The organism is Streptomyces sp. DSM 41931 (assembly GCF_050271085.1).
GTDB classification, from domain to species: Bacteria; Actinomycetota; Actinomycetes; order Streptomycetales; family Streptomycetaceae; genus Streptomyces; species Streptomyces albogriseolus.
The window spans coordinates 527887-553289 of sequence record NZ_CP189902.1 but is presented as its reverse complement, the minus strand read 5'-3'; the positions used below and the strand labels follow the sequence as shown (position 1 = coordinate 553289).

Sequence of the window (25403 nt, the reverse complement as noted above, 5' to 3'; positions counted from 1 at the left end):
GGACGGCCCGCCCCGCCACCGGGCCTACGGCACACCCAGCTCGAACAGCACGTACCCGGCGTACGACCCGGACGCCACCGCCGCCGTGCCCAGCACCGCGGTCAGCACGGGCCCGCTCAGCCGCCGCATGGCCACGGCGAGCGGCACGAACAGCGGGAACAGCGGCAGCAGATAGCGCGAGACGTTGCCGAAGTACTGCTGCGTGCCCATCACCGTCAGGTACGACAGCACCGTGTACACCACCAGCACGGACGGCGGCCGCAGCCGCACCAGCAGCACGGTCAGCACCGGCACCAGCAGCACCACCCCGACGCCGATCGTGTCCTCCATCGGCATGGCGAACAGGTAGTCGAAGTGGCCCACCGGCACGGAGGTCAGCACGTCGAGGCTGTGCCGGCCGTAGTCGAAGGTGTGGCCCCAGGCGCCCTCCTGGAGCGTGGTGTACCCGCCCCAGTCGCCCATCCGGTACCCCACCCAGGCCAGATAGCCGGCCACGCCCAGCGGGGCGACCGCCACGGCGGCGAGCGGCTGCCGCCAGTCCTCCCGCCGCCGGACCACCGCGACCAGGCCCGCGACGGCGAGCGCCGCGACCAGGGCGACCGCCGTCGGCCGGGTCAGCCCGGCGGCGAGGACCAGCACCCCGGCGGCCGCCCAGCGGCGGGTCGTCACGGCCCAGCACGCCCAGGCGGCCAGCGCCGTGTACAGCGACTCGGAGTACACCGCCCACTCCGTGCCGGACCCCGGCCACACCGCCCACAGGCCGACGGCGACCAGCCCGGCCCGGCGCCCGCCCAGCCGCGCCGTCACGGCGTGGATGCCGAGCGCGGCGACGAACGAGCACACCACGGACACGGCCATCCCGGCGCCGTACGGGCCGAGCCCGGTGACCTCCGAGACCAGCCGCATCAGCGCCGGGTACAGCGGGAAGAACGCCGCCGAGTTGCCCTCCAGCGTGATCAGCCCGGTCGCCCCGGGGACCGGCTCCAGGGCGGGGTCGTAACCGTGCAGGGCGATCTGCTGGTACCACCAGCCGTCCCAGCTCCCCAGCACGTCCCACGGGTGCGCGCCGCCGCCGAACCGGGGGTGCTTCTCCCGGAAGTCGCCGGCCGTGTCCAACAGCGCCAGGAACACGGTGAAGCCCGCCAGCTTGAGCACCCCGTACACGGCGAGCACGGGTCCGAGGCGGGCGGCGAGGCGGCGCAGCCGCTGACGCGGACCGGGCGCGGGCTCGGACGGCGCGGCGGAGGGGGCCGCCCCCGGTCCGGGGAGGCGGGTCGTCGTGCTGCTCATGAGGCGGAGGTCCCTGTCGTACGGCGGGAGCCGCGGCCGGGGAGCATCCAGGCGCGCAGCAGGTGGAAGCGGAGCAGGGCGGCGGCGAGGTTCGCGGCGACCAGCACCGGCAGCTCGGTTCCGGGACCGGCGCCCGGGGCCGTGTGGCGCAGGACGGCCAGCGCACCGCCGGTGAGGGCGAGACCGGCCGGCAGGGCCAGCAGGCCGCCGAGATGGTGGGCCGGCAGCCCCGCGCGTCCGCGCACGCCGAAGGTGAAGCGCCGGTTGGCGGCGGTGTTGAGGACGGTGCACAGGAGCAGGGCGAACGCGTTGCCCGCCTGGGCCCCGGCGGCCGGCCGCAGCAGCACGTACAGGGCGAGGTGCAGCAGCGTGCCGGCGGCCCCCACGGCGGCGAAGCGGAGCAGCTGCGCGAGCCGGCCGGGCGGCGGGACCGTGGCGGCGCCGGCCGTCGTCCCGGCGCCGCCCAGCGCGGCCAGCGGCAGCCGGCCGCGCGCCAGCGCCCGCCCCAGCCGGGCCATGCCGCGCAGGTCCGCGAGTGCCGTGGGGAGGAGGTCCACCCGGCTGTCGGGGTCGTCCACCCAGTCCACCGGCACCTCGTGGATGCGCAGCCCGGCCCGCTCGGCGATCACCAGCAGCTCCGTGTCGAAGAACCACTCCCGGTCCTCCACCAGCGGCAGCAGCCGCTCGGCCACCTCCCGCCGGACCGCCTTGAAACCGCACTGCGCGTCGGTGAACCCCACCGAGAGGGTGCCGCGCAGCAGCCCGTTGTAGCAGCGGGAGACGATCTCCCGCTTCGGCCCGCGCACCACCCGTGAGCCACGGGCGAGACGCGTGCCGATCGCGAGGTCCGAGTGGCCGGAGATCAGCGGGGCGACCAGCGGCAGCAGCGCCGCGAGGTCGGTGGACAGGTCCACGTCGAGATACGCCAGCACCGGGGCGGGGGAGCGGGACCAGGCGGTGTGCAGGGCGCGTCCGCGTCCCTTCTGCTCCAGCCGCACCCACTGGGTGCCGGGGAGTTCCGCGGCCAGGCGGGCGGCGATCCACGGGGTCCGGTCGGTGCTGGCGTTGTCGGCGACGGTGATCCGGAACGGGTAGGGGAAGGTCTCCGCGAGGTGGGCGTGCAGCCGCCGGACACAGGGTTCGAGGTCGTGCTCCTCGTTGTGCACGGGCACGACCACCTCCAGGACGGGCTCGGGGTGGGGGAGCACGGGCTCGAGGGGCGGTGCGGGCCGCCGGACGGTTCTCATGACGGGGTCCTTTTCCGGCGTACGCCTGGGGTCGAGGGGACGGTGGGATTGGTATGGGCATGCCAAGTACGCCCGTCGGGTGGCCCGGGGTGCGGCAGGCGGAGGGGTGCGGAGAGCCGGGCCGGGCCTACGGCCGCCCGTGCGGCGTCACCCGCTCGGCGGCGGGTAGGTCGGGGTGCTGCCGGGGCTGGGCCCGGAGGTTCCCGGCTCCGTCGCCGGCGGGGACACGGGTCCCGAGGGCGTCGAGCCGGGGGCCGTCGTGGCCGGTTCGGTCGTCCCCGGGGGGGTGTCGCCCGGCGTACCGGCCCCGGTACCCCGGGTCGGCGGCGCCGACGTGCTCGGCTCCGCGGTGCCGGACGCGGTCCCGGTGGGTCCACCGGAGCGCGGGGGAGCCGTCGACCCGGTCGCGGGCAGCGGCAGGTCGGCCGGCGCGGGGCCGGAGCCGAGGTGCGGCAGGAAGGCCAGACCGACGCTCAGCCCGGCCACCGCGAGGGCGGAACCGCCCGCCCGCACCAGCACCCGTGTCCGGCGGCGGGCCCGGATGCCCTCGTACAGGCGTGCGCGGCGCCCGGGGTCGAAGGGGGTGTGCGCCCGGCCTTCGCGCATCATGCGTGTCAGCTCGCGCTCGAAGTCGTCCATCGCTGCTCCCCTCACTTCACGGGCCGGGCGGAGTCGGACAGGATCTCCCGCAGCCGCGCCACACCGCGCGACGCGTGGGAGCGGGCCGTGCCCACGGGGCAGCCGAGCGCCTGCGCCACCTGGCCCTCGGGCAGGTCCTCGTAGTACCGCAGCACCACGGCCGCCCGTTGCCGGGGCGTCAGCAGGGCCAGGGCCGATTCGAGGCGCGAGCGTTCGGCGACGGCCGCGGACACGTCGCCCGGTCCTGGCCGGTCGGGGAGTTCGCCCACGGGGCGTTCGCCCCACCAGCGCCGCCGGGCCGAGCGGGCGGCCAGCCGCACCAGCACCTGACGGACGTACGCCTCCGGCGCCTGCTCGGCGACCTTCGGCCAGGCGAACCACAGCTTCACCAGGGACTCCTGCACCAGGTCCTCGGCGCGCTGGCGGTCGCCGCCGGTGAGCAGACGCGCGACATGCAGCAGCGCCGACCAGCGGGCGGCCACGAACTCGTCGAAGCCGTCGGCCCGAAACCGCTGCATCCCTTACCGCCCCGTGTCCGTACAAGCCCTTGCACCTGGAAGAAGGCACTGGGGAGGGGGAAACGATGCAGCGAACAGCTGTGACCCGCCTCACGTCCCGAAACGCGCATGCCCGGACGAGCAGCACGCGTCGCGGTGCTGGAGCCGGAACCGGGCGGGTCACCGCTGGAGGCCGCCGGGCGGGAGGCGCGGGAGGAGACCGGGTGGACCGACCTCATGACCGAGGACGGCGTGCTGTGTCCGTGGTGGCGCTCGCCGGCCGAACTGACGGCCGGTCACGAGCCGTCGTGGCCGCCGCAACTGCCGGACCTGCTGGCCGAGGTGCGCAGGGCGGGCGCTCCGGCCATCCCCCGGTCGACCTCGGCCGCTGACACGACGACGGCCCCGGCGGATGCCGGGGCCGTCGTCGTTGCCGTGGGTCAGTGGGCGCCGGGCCCGCCGCTGCCGAAGCCTCCGCTGCCGCCCTCGTCCCAGCGGGGACGCCCCTCACCGGCGCCGGTGCGGGTGCCGGCGTTGCCGTGGCCCTTCAGCTCGTGCGGGGTCAGCCGCTCGTCGGTCCGGGGCATCTCCTCCGGCTCCCGGTGCTCCCGCACCTCACGGACCGGACCGCCCTCGGGCATCCGGGGCTGCTCCTCGGGCCGCGGCCGGCGCGAGTCGTTGGCGCGCACCCTGCGGCTGCCGAACAGGAACATGCCGATCAGCAGCGCCAGGACCACGATCCCGGCCACCACCAGACCGGCGCCCATGGCACCGCGTCCCGCCGCCAGGTCGGCTGTCTCCATCGCGTTCATCATGTCCTCGCGGGTACCCCGGGACCCCGCCCCGAACCAGACCGTGTTCGACGTCCGACGGTTTGACGCCCCGCACATCGGCAACCCGCGCGGTGTGACGACGACATCGCAGGAGGAGCTGTTCCGGTTCCTCGAGGACCGGTTCGCCTGCGCCCAGGCCTGCACCGAGTGCGCCCGGGCCTGCGCGAGCCGGGCCGGCCTCGTGGACCCCGACGGCGCCGAGAACCAGGAACTCGTACGACGCAAGGGCATCATGTGCGCGGAGGTCTGCGACGCGACCTGCCGGGTGCTGTCCGAGCAGAACCAGGCCGACGAGGCCACCATCCGGATGCAGGTCGAGTGGTGCCGTCAGGTGTGCCTGGAGAGCGCCCAGGTCTTCGACGGGCACCCCGGCGCGGAACGCACGGCGGAGGCCTGCCGCGCCTGCGCCCGGGCCTGCACCGAATTCCTCGACACCCTCGACTGACCCACCCTTCCGCCCCGCCCCGGCCGCCGCCCGGCCCCGTACGAATGCGGACGGGTTGTCGCCATACTGGACGAGACAGGGGGAGGCCGGACGGACTGCGACGGGGGCGGCGTAGGACATGGGGGACGGCACAAGGCTGATCGGCGGCCGGTACCGGCTGCTGGACCGCATCGGACGCGGCGGCATGGGGGAGGTCTGGCGGGCGCGCGACGAGGCGCTCGGCCGACAGGTCGCGGTGAAGTTCCTCGACCCGCTCGGCTCGCAGCGCGACCCGACGTCCGGGCGGGTGCTGCGCGAGCGGTTCCGCCGCGAGGCGCGGGTGGCGGCCTCGCTTCAGCACCGCGGGATCACCGTGGTGCACGACTTCGGCGAGTCGGAGGGCGTGCTCCACCTGGTCATGGAGCTGCTCCAGGGCCGTGACCTCAGCCGGCTCCTGGAGGACAACAAGCACCACCCGCTGCCCGTCGACGAGGTGGTGGAGGTGGCAGCCCAGGTCGCCGCCGCCCTCGCCTACACCCACGGCCAAAGCGTCGTGCACCGCGACCTGAAGCCGGCCAACATCGTGCGGCTCGACGACGGCACGGTGAAGATCTGCGACTTCGGCATCGCCCGCCTCGGGCACGACATCGGCCTCACCTCCCGGCTCACCGGCACCGGCGTCGCCATGGGCACCCCGCACTACATGTCGCCGGAACAGATCGCCGGGGGAGAGGTCGACCGGCGCAGCGACCTGTACTCCTTCGGATGCGTGCTCTACGAGATCGCCACCGGGGCGCCGCCGTTCGACCTGGACGACCCCTGGGCCGTCCTCGTCGGCCACCGCGACACCCCGCCCCGGCCGCCGCGCCGCCACCGCGCGGAGCTGCCCGAGCGGCTGGAGCGCGTCATCCTCGACCTGCTGGCCAAGGACCCGGCCGACCGTCCGGACAGCGCCGTCGAACTGGCCGGACGCATCGAGGAGTTACGGTCCGCGCCGGGCACGGCCGGGCGCCCGGCGCTCCCGGGTCCCGCACGCGGGCCGTCCCCCGGACCTACGGCCGACGCGGCGGGACGCCCCGAGCGGCTGCCGTCCTGGAGCCGCGGGGTGAACGCCGTCCGCGTCGCCGGAGCCGCGCCGCCCGCCTCCGCCGACGACCCCCGGCCCACCCCCTCGCCGACCGTCCTCACCGCCCTCGCCGAGCGCCACCACGCCGCCCTCCGCCTCGGCCGCCTCGGCCGCTGGGAGGAGGCCGGCGAGCTGCACGGCGAGATCGCCGCCGAACGCGAGCGCCTCCTCGGCCCGGAGCACCCGGACACCCTCGCCAGCCGCTACGAGGCGGCGTTCGCCCTCGGCCGCACCGGCCGGCCCGCCGACGCCCTGCGCGCCTACAAGAACGTCGCCGAGGCCCGTATCCGCGTCCTCGGACCCGACCACCCCGACACCCTCGCCGCGCGTCAGGAGATGGGGTACGTCCTCGCCCGGCTGGGCCGCCCGGCCGACGCCCACCGTGTGTACCTGTCGGTGCTGGAGGCCCGCGAGCGGACCATGGGCCCCGACCACCCCGACACCCTGCGCTGCCGGCACAACCTCGCCCTCAGCCTCAGCAGACTCGGCCGCGTGGAGGACGCCCACGCCATGGCGTGCGAAGTGGCCGAGGCGCGCGCCCGGGTGCTCGGCCCCGAGCACCCCGACACCCTCGTCACCCGGTGCGAGGCCGCCTACGTCCTCGGCCGCCTGGGCCGCTGGAAGGAGGCCCTGGACACCTACCGCGACGTGGCCGCGGTCCGCACCCGCGTGCTCGGTCCCGACCACGCCGACACGCTCGCCGCCCGGCACGAGATGGGCGTCGGCCTCGGCCGCCTCGGGCGCGCCGGTCAGGCCCTCGACGTGTACCGCCGCCTGGTCGCGGACCGCACCCGGGTGCACGGCCCCCACCACCCCGAGACGCTGCGCGCCCGGCACGGCGCCGGGGTCAGCCTCGGCCGGCTCGGCCGGTGGACGGACGCCCTCGCCGAGTCCCGGGAGGTGGCCGCCCTGCGCGAGCGGGTGCTCGGCCCGGAGCACCCGGACACCCTGGTCAGCCGCCGCGAGGTCGCCGTCGCGCTGGGCTGGCTGGGCGACTGGGCGCACGCGCTCGCCGAGTACCGGCGGGTGGCCGACGCCCGGGAACGGGCCCTCGGCCCGGACCACCCCGACACGCTCGCCGCCCGGGAGGACGAGGCCCACTGCCTGGAGCGCCTGGGCCACCTCAGGGAGGCGGCGGACCTGTACGGACGGCTGGCGTCGCCGCGCGGACACGGGCTGGCCGGAGGCGCATAGTCCGTTTCTCCTCCGCTCCCGGCCGTCCGCCCCCGGTCCCCTCTGGCCGCGGACGATCATCACGTGTTACGAAGAGGCATGACCGCAGCCCAGGAGTCCCGGACGTACGACGCCGTCATCGTCGGCGGAGGCCACAACGGTCTCGTCGCCGCCGCCTATCTCGCCCGTGCCGGGCGCTCCGTACTGGTGCTGGAGCGGCTGGACCACACCGGCGGCGCGGCGATCTCCACCCGCCCCTTCGCCGGCGTCGACGCACGCCTGTCCCGCTACTCGTACCTGGTCAGCCTGCTGCCCCGGAAGATCCTCACCGACCTGGGGCTCGACGTCCGGCTCGGCACCCGCACCATCTCCTCGTACACGCCCACCGAGCGCGACGGACGGCCCACCGGCCTGCTCGTCGGCGGCGGAGAGGAGCGCACGCGTGAGGCGTTCGTCCGGCTCACCGGCTCCGACCGCGAGTACCAGGCGTGGCAGGGCTTCTACGACCTGACCGGCCGGGTCGCCCGCCGGGTCTTCCCCACCCTCACCGAGCCGCTGCCCACCCGCGAGGAGCTGCGCCGCACGGTGGACGACGCGGAGGCCTGGCGGATCCTCTTCGAGGAGCCCCTGGGCGTCGCCGTCGAGGAGCGCTTCTCCGACGACCTGGTGCGGGGCGTCGTCCTCACCGACGCCCTCATCGGCACCTTCGCCGACGCCCACGACCCGTCCCTCAAGCAGAACCGCTGCTTCCTCTACCACGTCATCGGCGGCGGCACCGGCGCCTGGGACGTCCCGGTCGGCGGAATGGGCGCGGTCACCGACGCGCTCGCCGAAGCCGCCCGCGCGGCCGGCGCCGTCATCGCCACCGGCCACGAGGCCGTGCGCATCGAGACCGACGGCCGTACCGCCGAGGTCACCCACCGTACGGCCGACGGCGAGGGCGTCGTCACCGCGGGCCACGTCCTCGTCAACGCCTCCCCGGAGGAGCTGGCGCGGCTCACCGGCGACACGCCCCCGCCACACGCCGAGGGCGCCCAGCTCAAGGTGAACATGCTGCTCAAGCGGCTGCCCCGGCTGCGCGACAGCTCCGTCGACCCCCGCGAGGCGTTCGCCGGCACCTTCCACATCGCCGAGGGCTACCAGCAGCTGGCCACCGCGCACGCCCAGGCCGCCGCGGGCCGGCTGCCCGACGCGCCGCCCTCGGAGATCTACTGCCACTCGCTCACCGACCCGTCCATCCTCGGGCCCGAGCTCGCGGCGCAGGGCTACCAGACCCTCACCCTGTTCGGACTGCACACCCCCGCGCGGCTGTTCGAGCGGGACAACGACGCGGTGCGCGAGGAGCTGCTGACGTCGACGCTGGCCCAGCTCGACGCCCATCTGGCCGAGCCGATCGCCGACTGCCTCGCCACGGACGCCGACGGCCGCCCCTGCATCGAGGCCAAGTCGCCGCTCGACCTGGAACGCGACCTGGGGCTGCCCGGCGGCAACATCTTCCACCGCGACCTGTCCTGGCCCCACGCCCAGGACGGCACCGGCCGCTGGGGCGTGGAGACGGCCCACGCCAATGTGCTGCTCTGCGGCGCCGGAGCGGTGCGCGGCGGCGGGGTCAGCGGGGTGCCGGGGCACAACGCGGCGATGGCCGTGCTGGAGGCCGGCCAGGCCTGAGGGCCCGGCCGGCCGGGGTCCGCCTCAGCCGTCCTCCCGGCTCCAGCCCTCCGCCCGGAGCAGGGCCGCGTCGGCGGGGCGGGCCTCGTCGAAGAGCGGCCGCCGGCCCTTCTCGACGCGCATTCCGTCGACGTAGGCGCCGCGCCCGACGTACAGGCGGTCCGTGGTGTACCGCCAGCGCACGACCAGGCCGGGCGCGGCCGGCAGATCGGCGGTCAGATCGTGCCAGACGCGGCCCGACCAGCCGGTGGCCGTGCCCCCGGGGTGCTGCTCAGGACCGGCGCCGCGCCGCCGCGTCGTGAACGGCACCGGTTCCCAGGTCGTCCCGCCGTCCGCCGAGGCCTCCAGCACCAGGACGTCGGCCCTCGGCTCGGTGTCCCACCACAGCGCGCAGCTCAGCCGGGCCGCGCCGGACGAGGTGTCCAGCGCCGGCAGGGCGAGGGTCGCGGTGGCCGCGCTCGCCATCCCGGAGAACCACGCCGTGCGTCCCCGGGCGGGGCGGACCGGCACCGCGCGGGCCAGCTGGTTGGCGGCGGCCACCCGGGGCGCCGAACCGGAGCGCCATCTGCGCACCGGGTGGACGGAGTTGCCGAGGACCACGAGGAACGAGTCGGTGGTCGGGTCGAGCACCAGCGCGGTGCCGGTGAAACCGGTGTGGCCGGCCGTGCGCGGGGTGGCCATCGCGCCCATGTACCAGTGCTGGTGGAGCTCGAAGCCCAGACCGTGCTCGTCGCCCGGGAACGCGGTGTTGAAGTCGGTGAACATCAGCTCCACCGACTCCGGGCGCAGGATCCGGTTCCGGCCGTGGACACCGCCGTCGAGCAGGGTCCGCGCGAGGACCGCCAGGTCCCACGCGTCGGAGAACACACCGGCGTGGCCAGCGACCCCGCCGAGGCTGTACGCGTTCTCGTCGTGCACCTCGCCCCACACCAGCCCGCGGTCCAGCCCGGACCACGGCTTGCGCGCGTCCTCGGTGGCCGCGATCTTCGGCTTCCAGGACGCCGGAGGGTTGTAGCGGGTACGGCGCATGCCGAGCGGCTCGGTGATCTCCTCGCGGAGCAGCACGTCCAGCGGCCGGCCGGTGACGTGCTCCAGCACCAGCTGCAGGGAGATCAGGTTCAGGTCGGAGTACAGGTACGCGGTGCCCGGCGGGGCGGCGAGCGCCTCGTCGTAGACGCGTCGCACCTTCTCCTCGTACGTCGGCGCCTCGTACAGCGGGATCCACGCGCGGAACCCGGACGTGTGGGTGAGGAGCTGGCGGAGCGTCACGTCCTGCTTCCCGGCCCGGCCGAAGTCCGGCAGGTACGAGGCGACCGGCGCCTCCAGCGCCAGCCGGCCCCGCTCGATCTGCTGCACGGCGAGGATCGAGGTGAACAGCTTCGACACCGACGCCAGGTCGAAGACGGTGTCCTCGGCCATCGGGATCTGCCGGTCCGCGGGGAACTCGACACCGGTGTCCGTCTCCTCGTCGTACGCCTGGTAGCGCACGGCCATGCCGATGGGCTGGTGCAGCGCCACCGTGTGCCCCCGCCCGGCGAGCAGAACGGCGCCCGCGTACCAGGGGTGTCGCGGGGACGGCTGGAGGAACGCCTCGGCGTCGGCGACGAGTTGCCTCAGCGGCGCGGGCAGCAGCCCGGCCTCCCGCGCCGACCCGTGCCGCAGCGCGGGACGGCCGCCCCCGCGGGACGGCGCCGCGGCGGCCTGATCCGCGGGCAGCGCAGCGAACGCCAGCGCACCCCCCAACGCCAGCGCCCCCACGCCCACTTGACGCCGGCTCATCCCTCTCGCGTTCGCCATCCGTCCACCCTCCCGAGTCCTGTCCCCGAGCCGTCTGAAAGTAACTTCCGGAGATCGCCGCGCCGGATGAAACTTTCCTGTCAGGGGTGTCGGATGTCAATGGCTGTGGACAGAGGCGCGAGTCAGTCCCGCCGCTCCCGCAGGTCCACGATGCGCCCGATCTTGCCCACCGACCGCTCCAGCGACTCCGGGTCGACGATCTCCGCCCCGACCGAGACGCCGATGCCGTCCTTCACCGCCTGCACGATGGACCGGGCCGCCGCCTCACGGGTCGCCGCGTCCGCGTCCGGGCGGGCCTCCGCGCGCACCGTCAGCGCGTCCATACGGCCGTTCGTGGTCAGCCGCAGCTGGAAGTGCGGCGCCACGCCCGGGGTGCGCAGCACGATTTCCTCGATCTGCGTCGGGAAGAGGTTCACCCCGCGCAGGATCACCATGTCGTCGCTGCGCCCGGTCACCTTCTCCATCCGCCGGAACACCCGCGCCGTGCCCGGCAGCAGCCGGGTCAGGTCCCGGGTCCGGTAGCGGACGACCGGCATGGCCTCCTTGGTGAGCGAGGTGAACACCAGCTCGCCCTGCTCGCCTTCGGGCAGCCCCTCGCCCGTGATCGGGTCGACGACCTCCGGGAAGAAGTGGTCCTCCCAGATGTGCAGCCCGTCCTTGGTCTCCACGCATTCCTGCGCCACGCCCGGGCCGATCACCTCCGACAGCCCGTATATGTCGACCGCGTCGATCGCGAACCGCTCCTCGATCTCGCGGCGCATGTGCTCCGTCCACGGCTCGGCGCCGAAGACGCCCACCCGCAGCGACGTGGAGCGCGGGTCGACGCCCTGGCGCTCGAACTCGTCGAGCAGGGTCAGCATGTAGGACGGGGTCACCATGATGACCGACGGCTTCAGGTCCTGGATCAGCGTGACCTGCCGGGACGTCATGCCGCCGGACGCGGGGATCACCGTGCAGCCGAGCCGCTCGGCGCCGTAGTGGGCGCCGAGGCCGCCCGTGAACAGGCCGTACCCGTAGGCGATGTGCGCCACGTCGCCGGGCCTGCCGCCCGCCGCGCGCAGCGACCGGGCGACCATGTCGGCCCACATGGACAGATCGTTCTCCGTGTACCCGACGACCGTGGGGCGGCCGGTGGTGCCGCTGGAGGCGTGCAGCCGGCGGATCCGCTCGCGCGGGACGGCGAACATCCCGTACGGGTAGTTCTCCCGCAGGTCCGCCTTGGTGGTGAAGGGGAAGCGGGACAGGTCGGACAGCGAACGGCAGTCGTCGGGGTGGACGCCCGCCTTGTCGAAGGACTCCCGGTAGAACGGCACGTTCTCGTACGCGTGCCGCAAGGAGTTCCGCAGCCGCTCCAGCTGGAGGGCCCGCAACCCGTCGAGGTCGAGCCGCTCCGCCGGGTCCAGCAGGTCCGCCGCCTGAGTCATCAGGACCTTCCCTTCACCATCCCATTCCGGACGACCGATCATTCGGTCGCTTGCCACGGGCCCCAGTAACGCAGCCGGCCCCCGCCCGGTGCAAGAGCCCGGCCTGCACTTTTCCCGAAGGGACGGGGCCAAGGGCGTGGCGCCCGCAACGCCCCCCTCACGTGCACTGTCCGCAGGACACACCCCTCGCTAGGCTGGCCGCGGACGACAACCGGGAGGAGCACGGACGTGGCCGAGAGCACCACCCAGCAGCGCCCGCTCACGGGCTGGGACAAGCCCGAGCTGGACCTCAGCAACGCACAGTGGCAGTCCGGCAGCAGGGGTCTGGGCGATGTCCAGATCGCCTTCGTGGAGGGCTTCATCGCCATGCGCAACAGCGGCCGGCCGGAGAGCCCCTCCCTGATCTTCACCCCCGCCGAGTGGGGCGCCTTCGTGTCGGGCGCGCGAGAGGGCGACTTCGACCTGACCTGACCCGACCCGCCCCGCGACGTGTGCCGCGCGCGTTTCCGGACACGTGATCAGCAGAGAGCCACGCCGGACCGCCAGGGAACGGCGCGGACCCGATGCCGTATCCGGAGGCGAGGCACATGGACGACCAGCCGGTGGTCGCGGCGGTGGACGGATCCTCGGACGGACTGCGCGCCCTGGAGTGGGCCCTGGACGCCGCCCGGCGGCACAGGGCCACCCTGCGCGTCCTGCACGTCCGCGCGGACCCGCCCCGCACCCGGCAGGACGCACAGGACGCCGGACCCCCCGGCGCGGACGAGGACCCGGTGCTCGCGCAGGCCCGCGCTCGGGTGGACGAACTCGGCGGCACGGCGTCCGTCGAGTACGTCGTCACCGAGGGCGTGCCGGGCGCGCTGCTGCCCGAGACCGGCACGGAGGCCCGGCTGCTGGTGCTCGGCTCGCGGGGCCGCGGCGGCTTCGCCAGCCTGTTGCTCGGGTCGAACTCCCTGGCCGCCGCCAGGGACGCCGGGTGCCCGGTGGTCGTGGTGCCCCGCCCGGGGCGCGGCGGCGAGGAGGAGGCGCCGCTGCACCAGGACGGCCCGGTGGTCGTCGGGGTGAGCGCCGACAGCCCCGACACGGCGACGCTGGAGTTCGCCTTCACCGAGGCCGCCCTGCGCCGCACCGGCCTGCGCGTCGTCACCGCGTACCCGTGGCCGCTGCAGACGGTGCTGCTGCCCGGCGAGGTGGTGCCCGCGCAGGTCGACCAGGAGGCCATGGAGCACGAGACGCGTGTCCTCGCCGACGGTCTGCTCGCCCCCTGCCGCGAGCGGCACCCGGAGGTCGCCGCCGAGGTCGTCGTCCTGCCCGGGGACGCCGCCGGTCACCTGGTCGGCGAGTCCTCGGACGCCTCGGTGGTCGTGGTGGGCCGCCACCGCCGCCGTCTGTTCGCGCCCGCCCGCATGATGGGCTCGGTCACCCAGGCGGTCCTGCTCCACGCGCGGAGCCCGGTCGCGGTCGTCCCGCCCGCACCCGCCGAGGAGTGACCCGGGGACCGCCGGACCGGGCCCCGGAGGGGGCCACGAGGCTTCCGCCCGACCGTCCGCATCGCGTACCGGCCACGTACCATGGCGGCATGTCGTTCCTCCGCCGCCGTAGTGCCACACCCGCCGGGCCCGATTTCGACGTACTGGCCATGGACCCGGGCGACTGGCCCGGCAACCTGGGCGCGGGGCTGCTGCCCGCCCCCGACGGAACCTGCCAGGGCGTCTTCCTGCGCTACGACCTGTTCGGCGGCCGTGGTCCCGCGATGATCATCGGCAACCTCCCCGAGGGCTCCCCGGCGCGTGACGTCCCCGAGGGCGAGGTGCCCTTCGAGGTCGGTCAGCTGCTGCTGGCGCTGGAGAACGACGAGGAGGTCACCGTCGTCGGCACGGAGGACGTGCCCGTGATGCAGGGCGACAACCTGCTGATCGTCCGCCGCGTCAAGCTGTCCGAGAACCGGATCTCCTGCGTGCAGTTCGACCGTAGCGACAACGTCCTGGTGACCATCGCCGCCTGGGACCGCCCGATCACCGACGACCTGTACGCCCTCCTCAAGCCGCTGCCGGCGGAGCTGTTCCAGCAGGGCTGACCCCACCCACGGACGACGGCGGGCGCCCCCGGACCTCATGGGTCCGAGGGCGCCCGCCGCGTGGTGGCGCTCCCGCGCTACGACGACACCACCGCCACGTCCGCCGCCCGCACGAAGCCGACCCGGTGGCCGAACTGGACCTCGTAGTACTGCTCCTTCCCGCGCACCACCTGGTGCGAGGCCGGGTCGAAGGTCACCGCGTAGTAGTACTCGGCCGGCACCTTGCCGCCGGTCACGTACCGCTGCCCGGCGAGCACCTTGTACGGCAGCGGCGACACGGTCTGCGCCGGCACCCCCGGCGGGTAGGCCGACGCCTCCGGGTACGCGCGCCCGTACACGGGGACGGACTCCAGGCCCTCGCGCGGGGTGATCATCCTCGCCCTGGCCGGCACGGCGACCGGGTTCTCCGCCGGGTTGTGGAACCAGGCCTTCTGCCCCAGGTACCAGATCGCCGTCCAGTCGCCCCAGCGGTCCGCCACCGCGTACTGCTGGCCCGTGGACACCCGCGAGGACAGGTCGTTCACCCCGGTGGTGGGCGTGGAGCCGAGGCCGACGTCCCTGATCAGCGGGGAGTTCACGTCGTGGTCGGAGTACAGCCGCACCGCGCTCGACCCGTGCGGGGCGCAGGGCTCCCCTGCGGTCTCGCAGCCGGTGAAGACGGGCCGGTGGGTGGCGTAGTCGGGCCGGATCGTGACGACTCCCGAGTTCTTCGTGCCCGTGGCCTTCAGCGGGCTGCCGAGCAGCTCGAAGTAGTGCCGCCAGTCCCAGTACGGGCCGGGGTCGGTGTGCATGCCCGGGATGGTGGCCGTGGTGGTGCCCGGCACCGTGTCGTGGCCGAGGATGTGCTGCCGGTCCAGCGGGATGCCGTACTTGCCGGCCAGGTACGTCACCAGCCGGGCCGAGGACCGGTACATGGCCTCCGTGTACCAGGCGTCCGGGTCGGTGAGGAATCCTTCGTGCTCCAGGCCGATCGACGCCGCGTTGACGTACCAGTTGCCCGCGTGCCAGGCGACGTCCTTCGCCTTCACGTGCTGCGCGATGTGGCCGTCGGTGGAGCGCAGGCTGTACTGCCAGGACACGTACGTCGGGTCCTGGACCATGTCGAGGACGCCCTCCCAGGCGCCCTCCGTGTCGTGCACGACGATGTACCGGATCCGCTGCGAGGCGGGCCGGTTCCCCAGGTCGTGGTTGCCGTAGTCGCCGTCGCCGAACTCCTCGTAGGGCGCCGGGATCCACTCGCAGGACACCGTCCGCGGGCACTCCGTGCCGGCCGAGGAGCCCTCGCGCAGCCCGGCGCGCTCCAGCGCCGAGGGGTCGGGCGCCAGGTCCGGGTCCGGGTCCAGGGCGACCCGCTGCCCGGCGTCCGTGACCCGCTCCTCGCCGTCCCGGATCACCGCGAACACCTCGTTCGCGTACGCCGTCGCCGAGGCCTGATCGTCGGCGCCGGAGAACAGCGCCACCGCTCCGTACCAGTCGGCCGGGTCGTCGCCGGCCGGCTCGCCCAGGCGGCGCTGCGCCTCGGCCAGCAGGGCGGCGCCGCCCGCCACGTTCGCCGCCGGGTCCTCGCGCAGCGTCTGCGCGTCCAGGCCGGTCAGCCGGGCCGCCCTCGGCAGGGTGGTCAGCCGGTCCGGCAGCTCGGCCGTGTCCAGGCCGAGGTCCGAGGGGCGCAGCGTAGGACGGGCGTCGTCGCCGCGCGGGTCCTCGGACCCGGTCGCGTGGTGCCCGGCGGAGGCGAGCGCGGTACGCGCGTCGGTCAGGTGCATGGGCCCGTAGCCGCCGGTGACGCTCGGGGCGCCGCCGTGCGCGTCCCAGCGGGACTGCAGATAGGAGACGCCCAGCAGCACGCTCTCCGGGACGTCGTACGCGGCCGCCGCGGAGGCGAACGCCTGTTGCAGCCGGGCGGTGGCCGGCGGGGCCGGGTCGGGCGCCGCGCCCAGCAGGGGCAGCGTCAACGCGGCCGCGGCCAGGGCGCCGAGGGCGCCCCGGACGGCGCGTTGGGACGGCCCGGCCGCACGGCCGGGCTCGGTGGCGAGATCTCGCAATGCAGCCTCCTGGGGACGGTCGTGCGACCCGTCAGTGGTACCGGCAGGCCGATGATCCGTCAATCATGCCCAGGAGGAGGCGAATTCCCTTGTCAATCGGGGTGTGGCGAGGTTTCGTGGCGGGCCCCGGCGGACCTGCGGCGCGTCAGCGGTCTACACCGGTGGCGTCCCCGCCCGCCCTCGTGCGAGGGCCGTATGTGGCCGTATACCGTCCCTGCCCCGGGACGGCCCGACTGCCCGCGGCGGTCGTCGCCTGCGGGCAGTCGTACGGGCGTCGGCGGGGCGGTCGCGCCGCGCGGCTCAGCGGGTGCCGACCGCGGCGCGCACGGCCTTGCGGGCCATCTGGCAGTCGTCGTGCAGCCGGCGCAGCAGCAGCCGCTGCTCCTCACCGGACGGCACGCCGCCCGGCTGGCCCCCCGCGGGCACTGCCGCCGGCTCGTGCATCGAACGCTGCACGGCCGTCTCGCAGGTGCGGATCTCCCGGGTCAGCACGAGCATCAGGTTCACCAGGAACGCGTCGCGCGAGGCGGGGCCGGCCGACTGGGCGATCTGGCTGATCTGGCGCCGGGCCGCCGGGGCGTCCCCGAGCACCGACCACAGGGTCGCCAGGTCGTAGCCCGGCAGGTACCAGCCCGCGTGCTCCCAGTCCACCAGCACCGGACCGGCCGGTGAGATGAGGATGTTGGAGAGCAGCGCGTCGCCGTGGCAGAACTGCCCCATGCCCTGCCGGCCCGTCGCCACGGCGATGCCGTGCAGCAGCTTCTGCAGGTCCCCGAGGTCCCGGTCGGTGAGCAGACCCAGCTCGTGGTACCGGTTGATGCGGGCCGCGTAGTCCAGCGGCGCGTGGAACGTCCCGGCGGGCGGCCGCCAGGAGTTGAGCCGGCAGATCGCGCCGAGTGCCGCCCTGATGTCCGCCCTCGGCGGCGCCTGAGCCGGATGCCGCTGGAGCGCCGCCACTCGTCCCGGCAGGCGCTCGATGACGAGCGTGCAGTTGTCCGGGTCCGCTGCGATCAGCCGGGGCGCCCGTACGGGCGGACGCTGCCGGACGAACGAGCGGTATGCCGCTATCTCGTGCCGGATGCGCTCGCTCCACGCGGGGGAGTGGTCCAGTAAGCACTTGGCGACCGCCGTGCTGCGGCCCGTGGTGCCGACCAGGAGGACCGACCGGCCGGTGCGGCGCAGCACCTGGACCGGCGCGAACTCCGGACAGATGCGGTGCACCGACGCGAGCGCCGTGCGCAGCTGCGCGCCCTGTGCGCCGGACAGGTCGAGCCTCCCGCTGAGCGGCTGGGTGCCCGGTCCCGCGAGGCGCCGTGCGTTGCCCGCGCCGAGCACGGGGGCCGCCGGGCGCGCGGGGGCGAGGTAGGGGCCGCTGTCCGACGGACGCGGACGCAGCGGCCGGGGCGGGGCGGACACGGAGGACGATGCTGCGTACATGGGTGATACAGATCCCTTCGTGTGCCTGCGACGTCAGCGCACCACCCAACCCGGCCGCCCGGCCGCACCCTGGGGGAATGCCCCTGCGGCGACGGGGTCGTGGTGGCGCGTTCCTACTCGACACCCGAGGGCCCCTGGCACACCATCTGGCGGACCCTGGCGAACCCTGGCGAATAGTCGCCCGGCACACCCCACCGGGCTACTGTCAACTCAGCCGAGAACCTGGGGGCTTGACGTGAGCGGACAACCCAACACCCGGCTCTCGGACCTGTTCGGCCTGGCCGGCTGGTCCAAGGGCGAACTCGCGAGGCTGGTGAACCGGCAGGCGGCGGCCATGGGCCATCCGCAGCTGGCGACCGACACCTCCCGGGTGCGGCGGTGGATCGACATGGGAGAGATCCCGCGCGATCCGGTGCCGCGGGTGCTGGCGGCTCTGTTCACCGAGCGTCTCGGCCGTGTCGTGACCATCGAGGATCTCGGTCTGGTCCGGCACGGGCGTACGGGGAAACGGCCACGCGCCGGGAGTGCGGAACATCCCGACGGAATGCCGTGGGCGCCCGAGCGGACGGCCGAGGTCCTCACCGAATTCACGGGAATGGACCTCATGCTCAACCGACGCGGCCTGGTGGGTGCGGGCGCCGCCCTCACCGCGGGCTCCGCACTCAGCAGCGCCATGCACGACTGGCTGCACACCGATCCGGCCCTGACCGCAGACGCCCCCCGCCTGCACGATCCCCTGCACGCCGAACCCGCCGGGTTCGACCGCTACGAGGCCGCCCCCATCGGGTCGCAGGAGATCGAGGAACTGGAGCGCTCCGTGGAGGTGTTCCGCGCCTGGGACGCCGCCCGCGGCGGCGGACTCCAGCGCAAGGCGGTCGTGGGACAGCTCAACGAGGTGGGCGGCATGCTCGCCTACCACCACCCGCCCCATCTGCAGCGGCGCCTGTGGGGCGTCGCCGCCAACCTCGCCGTCCTCGCCGGCTGGATGTCGCACGACGTCGGCATGGAGCCGACGGCGCAGAAGTACTTCGTCATCGCCGCCCACGCGGCACGGGAGGGCGGCGACCGCCCGCGCGCCGGCGAGGCGCTGTCCCGCGCGGCCCGCCAGATGGTGCACCTGGGCCGGCCCGACGAGGCGCTGGACCTGATGAAGCTCGCCCAGTCCGGCTCGGGCGAGCAGGTCCTGCCGCGCACCCGCGCCATGTTCCACACCATCGAGGCCTGGGCGCAGGCGTCCATGGGCAAGGGCCAGGCCATGCGCCGCACCCTGGGCCAGGCGGAGGACCTGTTCGTCTCCGACAAGGGCGACGTGCCGCCGCCGAACTGGATGCAGCTGTTCAACGAGGCGGATCTGTACGGCATGCAGGCCCTCGCCTACCGCACGCTCGCGGAGTTCGAGCCGGGCGCGGCCGTCCACGCCCAGCACTACGCGGACAAGGCGCTGGCCCTGCGGGTGGACGCCCAGCAGCGGTCGAAGATCTTCGACTTCCTGTCGATGGCCTCCGCGTGCTTCATCGCCGACGACCCCGAGCAGGCCGACCGCTTCGCGCGGCTCGCCCTGGTGTCGATGGGCCAGAACTCCTCGCGCCGCACCTGGGACCGGCTGCGCCAGATGTACCGGCTGACCGCCGAGTACGCCTCGTACCCGCGGATCAAGGAACTGCGGGAGGAGATCGAGCTGACGCTGCCCAGACCGCGGGGCAAGGGCGGGACCGCGCGGGCCTGAGGGTCACGCGCCACCTGTCACGCGTACGCCCCCGTCAGGAGGCGACGCGCGCCACCAGCACACAGGCGTGCTCGGCACGCTCCCCTTCACCGAACTCCCGTACGACCTCCCGGACGCAGTCCTGGGCGGAACGGCCCCCGGCGAACCGGGGCGCCAGGGCGAGGAGCCGGTGGACGGCGGCCGTCCCGGTGTGCCCGGGCACCAGGCCGTCGGTGTGCAGCAGGAGCAGGTCGCCGACCTCGAGGGTCTCCTCGGCCTGCCCGTGTACGGAGCCCGGGGCGGCGCCCAGCAGCGCACCCTGCGGCGCGTCGAGCGCCCGCCCCGCCCGGCCGCGGTAGAGCAGCGGGGCGGGGAGGCCGGCCAGTGCCCACACCGCGGTGCGGGTGTCGTGCCGGTAGCGCAGGCAGATGGCGCCGGCCAGGGCCGGCTGGGCGGTGGTGTCGAGCAGCCGGTCGAGGCAGTCAAGGAGCGGGCCGGGCGCGGTGCCGGCCAGCGCCATGCCCCGGACCGCGCCGAGCAGCATGGCCACGCCGGACGCGGCGCCCACGCCGTGTCCGGTCAGCTCGCCGACGCCGAGCAGGGTGGCGCCGTCGGACAGTTCGAGGGCGTCGTACCAGTCGCCGCCGACCGACGCCTGTGCGGAGGGCGGCAGTTGGGCGGCGGCCACGTCCAGGGCGCGTGAGCCGCGCCGCGGGAACCGCAGGGAGCCGTGCCACGCCGGAAGCACGGCCTCCTGCAGCTCGACCGCGAGCCGGTGCTCGCTCCGCGCGGCGGCGTGCCGGTGCCGGTGCAGCGAGTCACGGGTCTCGCTCACCGTTCTCCGGCAGCGGCGCAGTTCGCCGACGTCGCGCAGGACCGCCCACATTGAGACGGTGCTGCCGTCGGCGCCGAGCACCGGTTCGCCCATCATGTGCACGGTCCGTATGCCGTCGTCCGCGTGCACCACGCGGAACTCCCCGTCGATGGGGCGGCCGTCGACCAGGCAGCCGGTGACCATCTCGGTCAGTCGCGGCCGGTCCTCGTCGCACACGAGGGAGGGCAGTTCGTCGAGGGTGAGCGGGGGAGCGGCCGGGTCGCGGCCGAGGATCCGGTACAGCTCGCCGGACCAGCTCACCTCGTCCGTGAGGAGGTCCCACTCCGCGCTGCCGACCCGGCTGAGCAGGGAGGCGCGGGGCGCGGCCGACGGCGCGGGCGACTCCTCGGCGGACGCGCCGGGCGCGGGCGGCGGGTCGTCCCGCAGCTGCGCCAGGTGCTCGTCCAGGTCGTCGAGCTGGTGCATCGCCAGGTCGTACAGCGCGCGACGCCACCGCTCCCGGGGATCTCCCGCGTCGGCCGGGGTGTCCCGGCGCACCGCGTCCACCTCGCCCTTGAGCCGCCGGGTCTGCGAGATGAGCGCGTCGACCGGGCCGCATCCCGGCGGCCGGGCGGCGGGGCGGTCCGCGGAGAGGGGGGACGGCATGACGGGCTCCGATGCGGGACGATACGGCCTTCGGGCGGGCGGAGGGACCGTTACGACTGTTGCACAGCCCGCCACGGCCTGTAAGGGATTCGGCAACACACGATAAGGTGGTGCCTTTGGCATATGCCACCGTCTTCACGGAGTTACCGCGAGGTAGTCACCCGGTGCTCGCCGGACGCCCCAACTCCCATGGTACGCAAGTGAACTGACGGGCCGTCAGGCAGCCCTGTCCAGCTCACTCACCTGTTCGATACTCGGCTGTTCGTTCGAGGGTGGTATGCGGCGGTCGCTCCGCGTACCACCCCCGCCCGTCAGTAGCGCAGCACCGCCGCCATGCCCTGCGCGTCCCCGAGCGCGCCGTCCGGCACGAAACGCACCTCGGCGCCGGTCTCCAGGCACTGCTCGACGATCTCGTCCACGATGTCCTCGCGGGCGTCGAGGTCGCCGTCCTCGGCGACGATCAGATGCTCGCCGTCGTCGCGGACCGTGATCCGGTAGTTCTCCTCGACGGCCAGTAGCCGGATCCGCCCCTCGCGGGCGTTCTGCCACAGCTCGTCGACACCGGCCGCGAACTCCTTGCGGCTGCGCGCGGATTCCAGCTCCCGCGCCACGTCCTCGGCCCGCCTGCGGTCCTGCTCCTCGAGCACCGGCCGCACCGCCTGCCACACCATCTCCGGCGTTCCGTGCACCAGTCCGCCGCGCGGCACCTGCACGGCGTCCTTGCAGGCGCCGCCGAACTCGCACAGCAGCGACAGCGCCGCCGGCTCGCCGGTGAGGTACAGCGGCCTCGGATGGGCGCGCACCAGGGACGTCAGCGCCGTGGCCGCCTCCTTCAGGAAGCGGCGGGTGTCCTCGTCCCGGTAGCTGCTGGGCTGGTCGCCGACCCGCTCCAGCCGCTCCGGGTCGAAGTTGGGCTCCTCGCGGATCAGCGGGAAGCCGCCGGCGCGCTCCTCCGTCACCCGGTCCGGGCCGCCGCTCCACAGCGTGGCCCGGTCGGCGGCGACGGACAGCACCCAGAACGGGCGCTCCGCCGTCTGCGCGGAGACCAGGTTGCGGGTCAGAAACGTGTCCGAGAGCACCACGCGCTCCGGGACGCTGCGCGCCAGCGACCACACCTGGTGCTCGCCCGGGGCCGCGAAGATGACCAGGCCGTCCTCGGTGTGCGCGAGATCGACCTCGGCCAGGGCCCGGTCCAGCTGGGCGGCCACGTCGGCGCGCCGGTCCCGGGGGACCGCGGGATCGGACTCCAGCCTCTTCTTCGCCTCGGCCACCATGGTGCGCAGCCGCACCGCGTCCTCGGTGCTCAGCGGGTCGCGGCGGTGGGTCGGCGTCAGCACCGACACCGCCGGGTAGGGGCGCGGCCGGCGAAGCTCGGCGAGGGCGGAGGGACTCAGATCGTGCTCCATGACAGCACCATAGGGCGGAATCCGCGGTAGGGCATTCGGGGCAAAGCGCCCGCCGGGCGCACGGCGGTCCGGCGGGCCGCGGGTGCACGCTGGTGGGGGAGGTGACCGCCGATGGCGCGCTTGGTCGTGGAGCGGGACGCGGACGGGTGGACCGTCGTCGTCCGGCTGGCGTGGCGGGAGGCGCTGCTCGCACGCCGCCGCGCGGTGCGGGTGCCGCGGGCGTGGGTGGCGGCGACCGGGGTGGAGCCCGACTGGTGGCGCGCGATGCGCGGCACGCCGGTGGTCGGGCGCTGCCGGCCGGGCCGGTTCTGCGTGGGGGAGCGGGAGCATGTGCGGGGTCGCGACTTCGTCGCCGTACGGGCGGGCGTCCCGGTGGTGCTCCTGGACCTCCGGCCCCCGGCGCCGTTCGTACGGCTCGCGGTGTCCGTGCCGGACGCCGGGGAGGCCGCCCGGGCACTGCGGCCCGGCGGGGACGCGGACAGGGACGAGGCGGGCGGTGCCGAGGAGGCCTCCGGGTAGCGGGGACCGCGTCAGATGCGGTCCTCGTCCTCCGTGCCGCAGGAACTCCCGCTCGGCGGCAGGGAGCCGTAGAGCAGGAAGTCGTCGACCTTGCGGTGGACGCAGTCGGACGAACCGTAGCCGGTGTGGCCGTCGTTGCGGTTGTCCAGCACCACGGCCGACGGACCCAGCCGCTTCGCCGTCTGCTCCGTCCAGTGGTACGGGGTGGCGGGGTCGCCGCGGGTGCCGACCAGCAGCATCTTCGGGGTGTCGAGGTCCTTGACCTTCTCCCGGATGTAGTCGGTCCCCTTCGGACGGCCGTGACACAGCACCACCTGTGCCAGCCGGTACGGTCCGAACACCGGGGAGGCCTCCTCGTACGCGGCGCGCAAGCGGGTGAGCTCCTCGGTGAGTTGCTCCTCGTCCGGACGGTCGGGGTCGTCGGCGCAGTTCACCGCCATCAGCGCCGCCGGGAGGTTGTCCAGGGGGATGTCCTCCTCGTCGGCGAGGGGCTCGTCGTCGCGTGCCGGGGCCGGGGCGGGCGCGGGTGCCATCCCGCCGGAGGCGAGGGACTCCACACCGCTGGTGTCGCCGTCCTCCATCAGCTGGGCGAGCGCCTGCTGCAGCACCGGCCACATCTCCTTGGTGTAGAGACCCTGCGCGAGGGCGCCGGCCAGGTCCTGGCCGGTGAACTCGTAGCCGAAGTCGGTCGGCACCGGGGTGTCGTCGAGGGAGCGCACCAGGTCCACGACCTGCTCGCGGGCGGCGCGCGCGTCCTGCCCGAACGGGCAGGCGAGCTCCTCGGTGCACCAGGCGAGAAAGTTCTCCAGCGCCGTCTGCTGCCCCCGCGCGCCGGCGAGCCCCTGCTCGGCCAGGGGCTCGGTGAGCGTGTCCACGCCGTCCAGCGCCATCCGGCCCACCTTGTCGGGGAACCGGGCCGCGTACACCGCGCCGAGCCGGGTCCCGTAGGAGAACCCGAGGTAGTTGAGCTTCCTGTCGCCCAGCGCCTGGCGCATCACGTCCAGGTCGCGGGCCACGTCCACGGTGCCCATGTGGGCGAGGACCGGCCCGGAGCGCTTCTCGCACTCCGCCGCCACCTCGCGCAACTGCCGCAGCGCGTCGCGCGGATCGTCCGTCTCCTCGCCGCCGGTCGCCTCCAGCGCGCGGCTGGTGGCATCGGCCCCGCAGCTCACGGGGGAGGAACGGCCCACACCCCGCGGGTCGAACGACACCACGTCGTAGTCGTCGGTCAGACCGAGGAAGTCCTCGCGGCCGTAGGCCAGGCCCTGCACCCCGGAGCCGCCCGGACCGCCGAAGTTCAGCAGCACCGAGCCGCGAGGGTCGTCGGAGGACGCGCGGTAGCGGGCGAGCGCCAGCTCCAGGGTGCCCTTGCCGGGGTCGGCGTAGTCGAGCGGCACGGTGACCGTCCCGCACTGGAGGTCCTGCGGCAGCTCCGTGCCCTCGCAGGCGGCCCACTCGATCTTCTGGTCGTAGAAGCGGCTCAGGCCGGGCTCGTCGCGCGCGGTGGCCGTCAGACCCGTCGCCAGCAGGACCAGCCCGGCCGCTCCGGCCGCCGCGCCGCGCCGGAAGGAGGGCGGCAGCGCGTTCGCGTGGTGACCGCCCCGGAGTCGCTCGGACAGCTCGCCCAGCATCGAAGCCTCCCAAGGCGCCCCGACCGGCGCCCTCGCCCACCATAAGCGGGCCCCGCCGCGCCCGCCCGTCGGCCGTGCGCCGCCGGTGACCGGCCCGCGTCCCCGCGTTCGGGCACCGGGAGTTCGACGCGCTTTGCCGGAGGTTCGAACCCCGGGACCCCCTATGGGGTGAACCGGCTGCGGCATACGGAGGAGCCATAACCCGGATGCCACGTCCGCGTTCTATCCGGTGGCGGGCGAACGCTCGCGACCAAGTCTGGAAGGGCAGGGAACCTATGCGAAGGGTTACCCGAAACGGTGTGATCGCCGTCGCCGCCGCGTCCGGCGCGATGGCCGTGGCGATGCCGGCGTACGCCGATTCCGGGGCGGAGGGCGTCGCGGCCGGATCGCCCGGAGTGGCGTCCGGGAACAGCGTTCAGCTCCCGGTGCACGTCCCGGTGAACGTGTGCGGGAACACGGTGAACGTGGTGGGCCTCCTCAACCCGGCCGCGGGCAACACCTGCGTCAACGAGGACGTACGGCACGAGGACGCCTCGCACGGTTCGTCCGGCTCCGCGCAGGGCGCCTCCGGCGTGTCCGGCGCCTCCGCCGAGGGCGACGCGCACGGCTCGCCGGGCCTGCTGTCCGGCAACGGCGTGCAGCTCCCGGTGCACGCCCCGGTCAACGTGACGGGGAACAGCGTGAACGTGGTCGGCATCGGCAACCCGTCGACGGACAACAGTTCCGTCAACACCCCTGGTGAGCACCCGGAGCCCGAGCCCGAGCGGACCGTGCCGGCCCGCACGCTGCCCGCCCCGGCGCCGCGGCACGCGGCCCCGGCGGAGCAGGTCGCGCTCGCCGAGACCGGCGCCGACCACACGCTCCCGGTGCTGGCCAGCGGCGCCGCGATGTTCCTGGGCGGAGTCGCCCTCTACCGCCGCGCCCGGCTCCGCGCGGGCGTCTGACCGCCCTCACACAAACGCTCCCCCCGCCCCCGGGTCCGCCGCGC

Annotated in this window: 21 protein-coding genes; 9 read left to right on the top strand and 12 right to left on the bottom strand. The window is 74.6% G+C overall.

The features are described 5' to 3' along the window. Positions 1-24: 24 nt before the first annotated feature. The 5 genes from ACP7TJ_RS02640 to ACP7TJ_RS02620 all read right to left on the bottom strand — a co-directional run bounded on the left by ACP7TJ_RS02640 (position 25) and on the right by ACP7TJ_RS02620 (position 4476). Entirely contained in the window at positions 25-1290 is a 1266-nt protein-coding gene (locus ACP7TJ_RS02640) for a glycosyltransferase family 39 protein (protein ID WP_093768402.1), read from the bottom strand. Then, complete coding sequence (locus ACP7TJ_RS02635) at positions 1287-2537, bottom strand: glycosyltransferase (protein ID WP_427761939.1); 1251 nt, start codon at positions 2535-2537, stop codon at positions 1287-1289. Before ACP7TJ_RS02635 ends, ACP7TJ_RS02640 begins: the two co-directional genes overlap by 4 nt. A gap of 147 nt (positions 2538-2684) precedes the next feature. Then, on the bottom strand, positions 2685-3176 hold the full coding sequence (locus tag ACP7TJ_RS02630) for a cellulase (RefSeq protein ID WP_093768404.1): 492 nt from the start codon (positions 3174-3176) through the stop codon (positions 2685-2687). A gap of 11 nt (positions 3177-3187) precedes the next feature. Then, on the bottom strand, positions 3188-3694 hold the full coding sequence (locus ACP7TJ_RS02625; RefSeq protein WP_093768405.1) for a SigE family RNA polymerase sigma factor: 507 nt from the start codon (positions 3692-3694) through the stop codon (positions 3188-3190). Between the two features lie 419 nt (positions 3695-4113). Beyond that, positions 4114-4476 (bottom strand): DUF6479 family protein, encoded by a 363-nt coding sequence (locus ACP7TJ_RS02620; protein WP_244353754.1) that lies wholly within the window; start codon positions 4474-4476, stop codon positions 4114-4116. A 103-nt stretch (positions 4477-4579) separates the two neighbouring features. On the opposite strand from ACP7TJ_RS02620, the gene ACP7TJ_RS02615 reads away from it, so the two are divergent. From ACP7TJ_RS02615 to ACP7TJ_RS02605, 3 genes are all read left to right on the top strand, one after another. Then, entirely contained in the window at positions 4580-4951 is a 372-nt protein-coding gene (locus ACP7TJ_RS02615) for a ferredoxin (protein WP_093768493.1), read from the top strand. Between the two features lie 118 nt (positions 4952-5069). Then, positions 5070-7250, top strand: coding sequence for a tetratricopeptide repeat protein (locus ACP7TJ_RS02610; RefSeq protein WP_427761936.1), 2181 nt, complete (start codon positions 5070-5072; stop codon positions 7248-7250). Positions 7251-7328: 78 nt separating this feature from the next. Continuing rightward, positions 7329-8897, top strand: coding sequence for a phytoene desaturase family protein (locus ACP7TJ_RS02605; protein ID WP_427761934.1), 1569 nt, complete (start codon positions 7329-7331; stop codon positions 8895-8897). 24 nt (positions 8898-8921) lie between these two features. Here the strand turns inward: ACP7TJ_RS02605 and ACP7TJ_RS02600 are convergent, their stop codons facing one another. Both ACP7TJ_RS02600 and paaK read right to left on the bottom strand, forming a co-directional pair. Further along, positions 8922-10694 carry a serine hydrolase gene (locus ACP7TJ_RS02600; protein WP_427761932.1) on the bottom strand — a complete coding sequence of 591 codons (1773 nt, stop codon included), beginning with the start codon at positions 10692-10694 and terminating at the stop codon, positions 8922-8924. 122 nt (positions 10695-10816) lie between these two features. Then, positions 10817-12118, bottom strand: a complete 1302-nt coding sequence (paaK, locus tag ACP7TJ_RS02595) for a phenylacetate--CoA ligase PaaK (protein ID WP_427761931.1) — start codon at positions 12116-12118, stop codon at positions 10817-10819. Between the two features lie 228 nt (positions 12119-12346). Between paaK and ACP7TJ_RS02590 the strand changes: the two genes are divergently transcribed. From ACP7TJ_RS02590 to ACP7TJ_RS02580, 3 genes are all read left to right on the top strand, one after another. Then, positions 12347-12589, top strand: coding sequence for a DUF397 domain-containing protein (locus ACP7TJ_RS02590; RefSeq protein WP_006133802.1), 243 nt, complete (start codon positions 12347-12349; stop codon positions 12587-12589). Positions 12590-12705: 116 nt separating this feature from the next. Continuing rightward, positions 12706-13608: a universal stress protein gene (locus tag ACP7TJ_RS02585; RefSeq protein ID WP_189910470.1), complete on the top strand. Its 903-nt coding sequence runs from the start codon at positions 12706-12708 to the stop codon at positions 13606-13608. A gap of 89 nt (positions 13609-13697) precedes the next feature. Continuing rightward, entirely contained in the window at positions 13698-14195 is a 498-nt protein-coding gene (locus tag ACP7TJ_RS02580) for a hypothetical protein (RefSeq protein WP_093768411.1), read from the top strand. A 77-nt stretch (positions 14196-14272) separates the two neighbouring features. On the opposite strand, the gene ACP7TJ_RS02575 is transcribed toward ACP7TJ_RS02580, so the two are convergent. Continuing rightward, positions 14273-16237 carry an N-acetylmuramoyl-L-alanine amidase gene (locus ACP7TJ_RS02575; protein WP_427761928.1) on the bottom strand — a complete coding sequence of 655 codons (1965 nt, stop codon included), beginning with the start codon at positions 16235-16237 and terminating at the stop codon, positions 14273-14275. Between the two features lie 300 nt (positions 16238-16537). Further along, complete coding sequence (locus ACP7TJ_RS02570) at positions 16538-17674, bottom strand: aminoglycoside phosphotransferase family protein (protein WP_093768412.1); 1137 nt, start codon at positions 17672-17674, stop codon at positions 16538-16540. A gap of 235 nt (positions 17675-17909) precedes the next feature. Here ACP7TJ_RS02570 and ACP7TJ_RS02565 point away from each other — a divergent pair, with 235 nt between their 5' ends. Then, complete coding sequence (locus ACP7TJ_RS02565; RefSeq protein WP_093768413.1) at positions 17910-19400, top strand: DNA-binding protein NsdB; 1491 nt, start codon at positions 17910-17912, stop codon at positions 19398-19400. A gap of 34 nt (positions 19401-19434) precedes the next feature. On the opposite strand, the gene ACP7TJ_RS02560 is transcribed toward ACP7TJ_RS02565, so the two are convergent. Together ACP7TJ_RS02560 and ACP7TJ_RS02555 are read right to left on the bottom strand one after the other, a co-directional pair. Further along, positions 19435-20859 carry a PP2C family protein-serine/threonine phosphatase gene (locus ACP7TJ_RS02560; protein ID WP_427761925.1) on the bottom strand — a complete coding sequence of 475 codons (1425 nt, stop codon included), beginning with the start codon at positions 20857-20859 and terminating at the stop codon, positions 19435-19437. A gap of 311 nt (positions 20860-21170) precedes the next feature. Then, complete coding sequence (locus ACP7TJ_RS02555; protein WP_386002402.1) at positions 21171-22265, bottom strand: chemotaxis protein; 1095 nt, start codon at positions 22263-22265, stop codon at positions 21171-21173. 111 nt (positions 22266-22376) lie between these two features. Between ACP7TJ_RS02555 and ACP7TJ_RS02550 the strand changes: the two genes are divergently transcribed. Continuing rightward, positions 22377-22784: a hypothetical protein gene (locus tag ACP7TJ_RS02550; RefSeq protein ID WP_093768416.1), complete on the top strand. Its 408-nt coding sequence runs from the start codon at positions 22377-22379 to the stop codon at positions 22782-22784. 11 nt (positions 22785-22795) lie between these two features. Here ACP7TJ_RS02550 and ACP7TJ_RS02545 read toward each other — a convergent pair whose 3' ends face one another. Beyond that, positions 22796-24415, bottom strand: a complete 1620-nt coding sequence (locus tag ACP7TJ_RS02545; protein WP_189910475.1) for an alpha/beta hydrolase — start codon at positions 24413-24415, stop codon at positions 22796-22798. Positions 24416-24714: 299 nt separating this feature from the next. Here ACP7TJ_RS02545 and ACP7TJ_RS02540 point away from each other — a divergent pair, with 299 nt between their 5' ends. After that, a complete protein-coding gene (locus ACP7TJ_RS02540; RefSeq protein WP_093768418.1) occupies positions 24715-25359 on the top strand; it encodes a chaplin in 645 nt (214 codons plus the stop codon). Positions 25360-25403 lie beyond the last annotated feature (44 nt).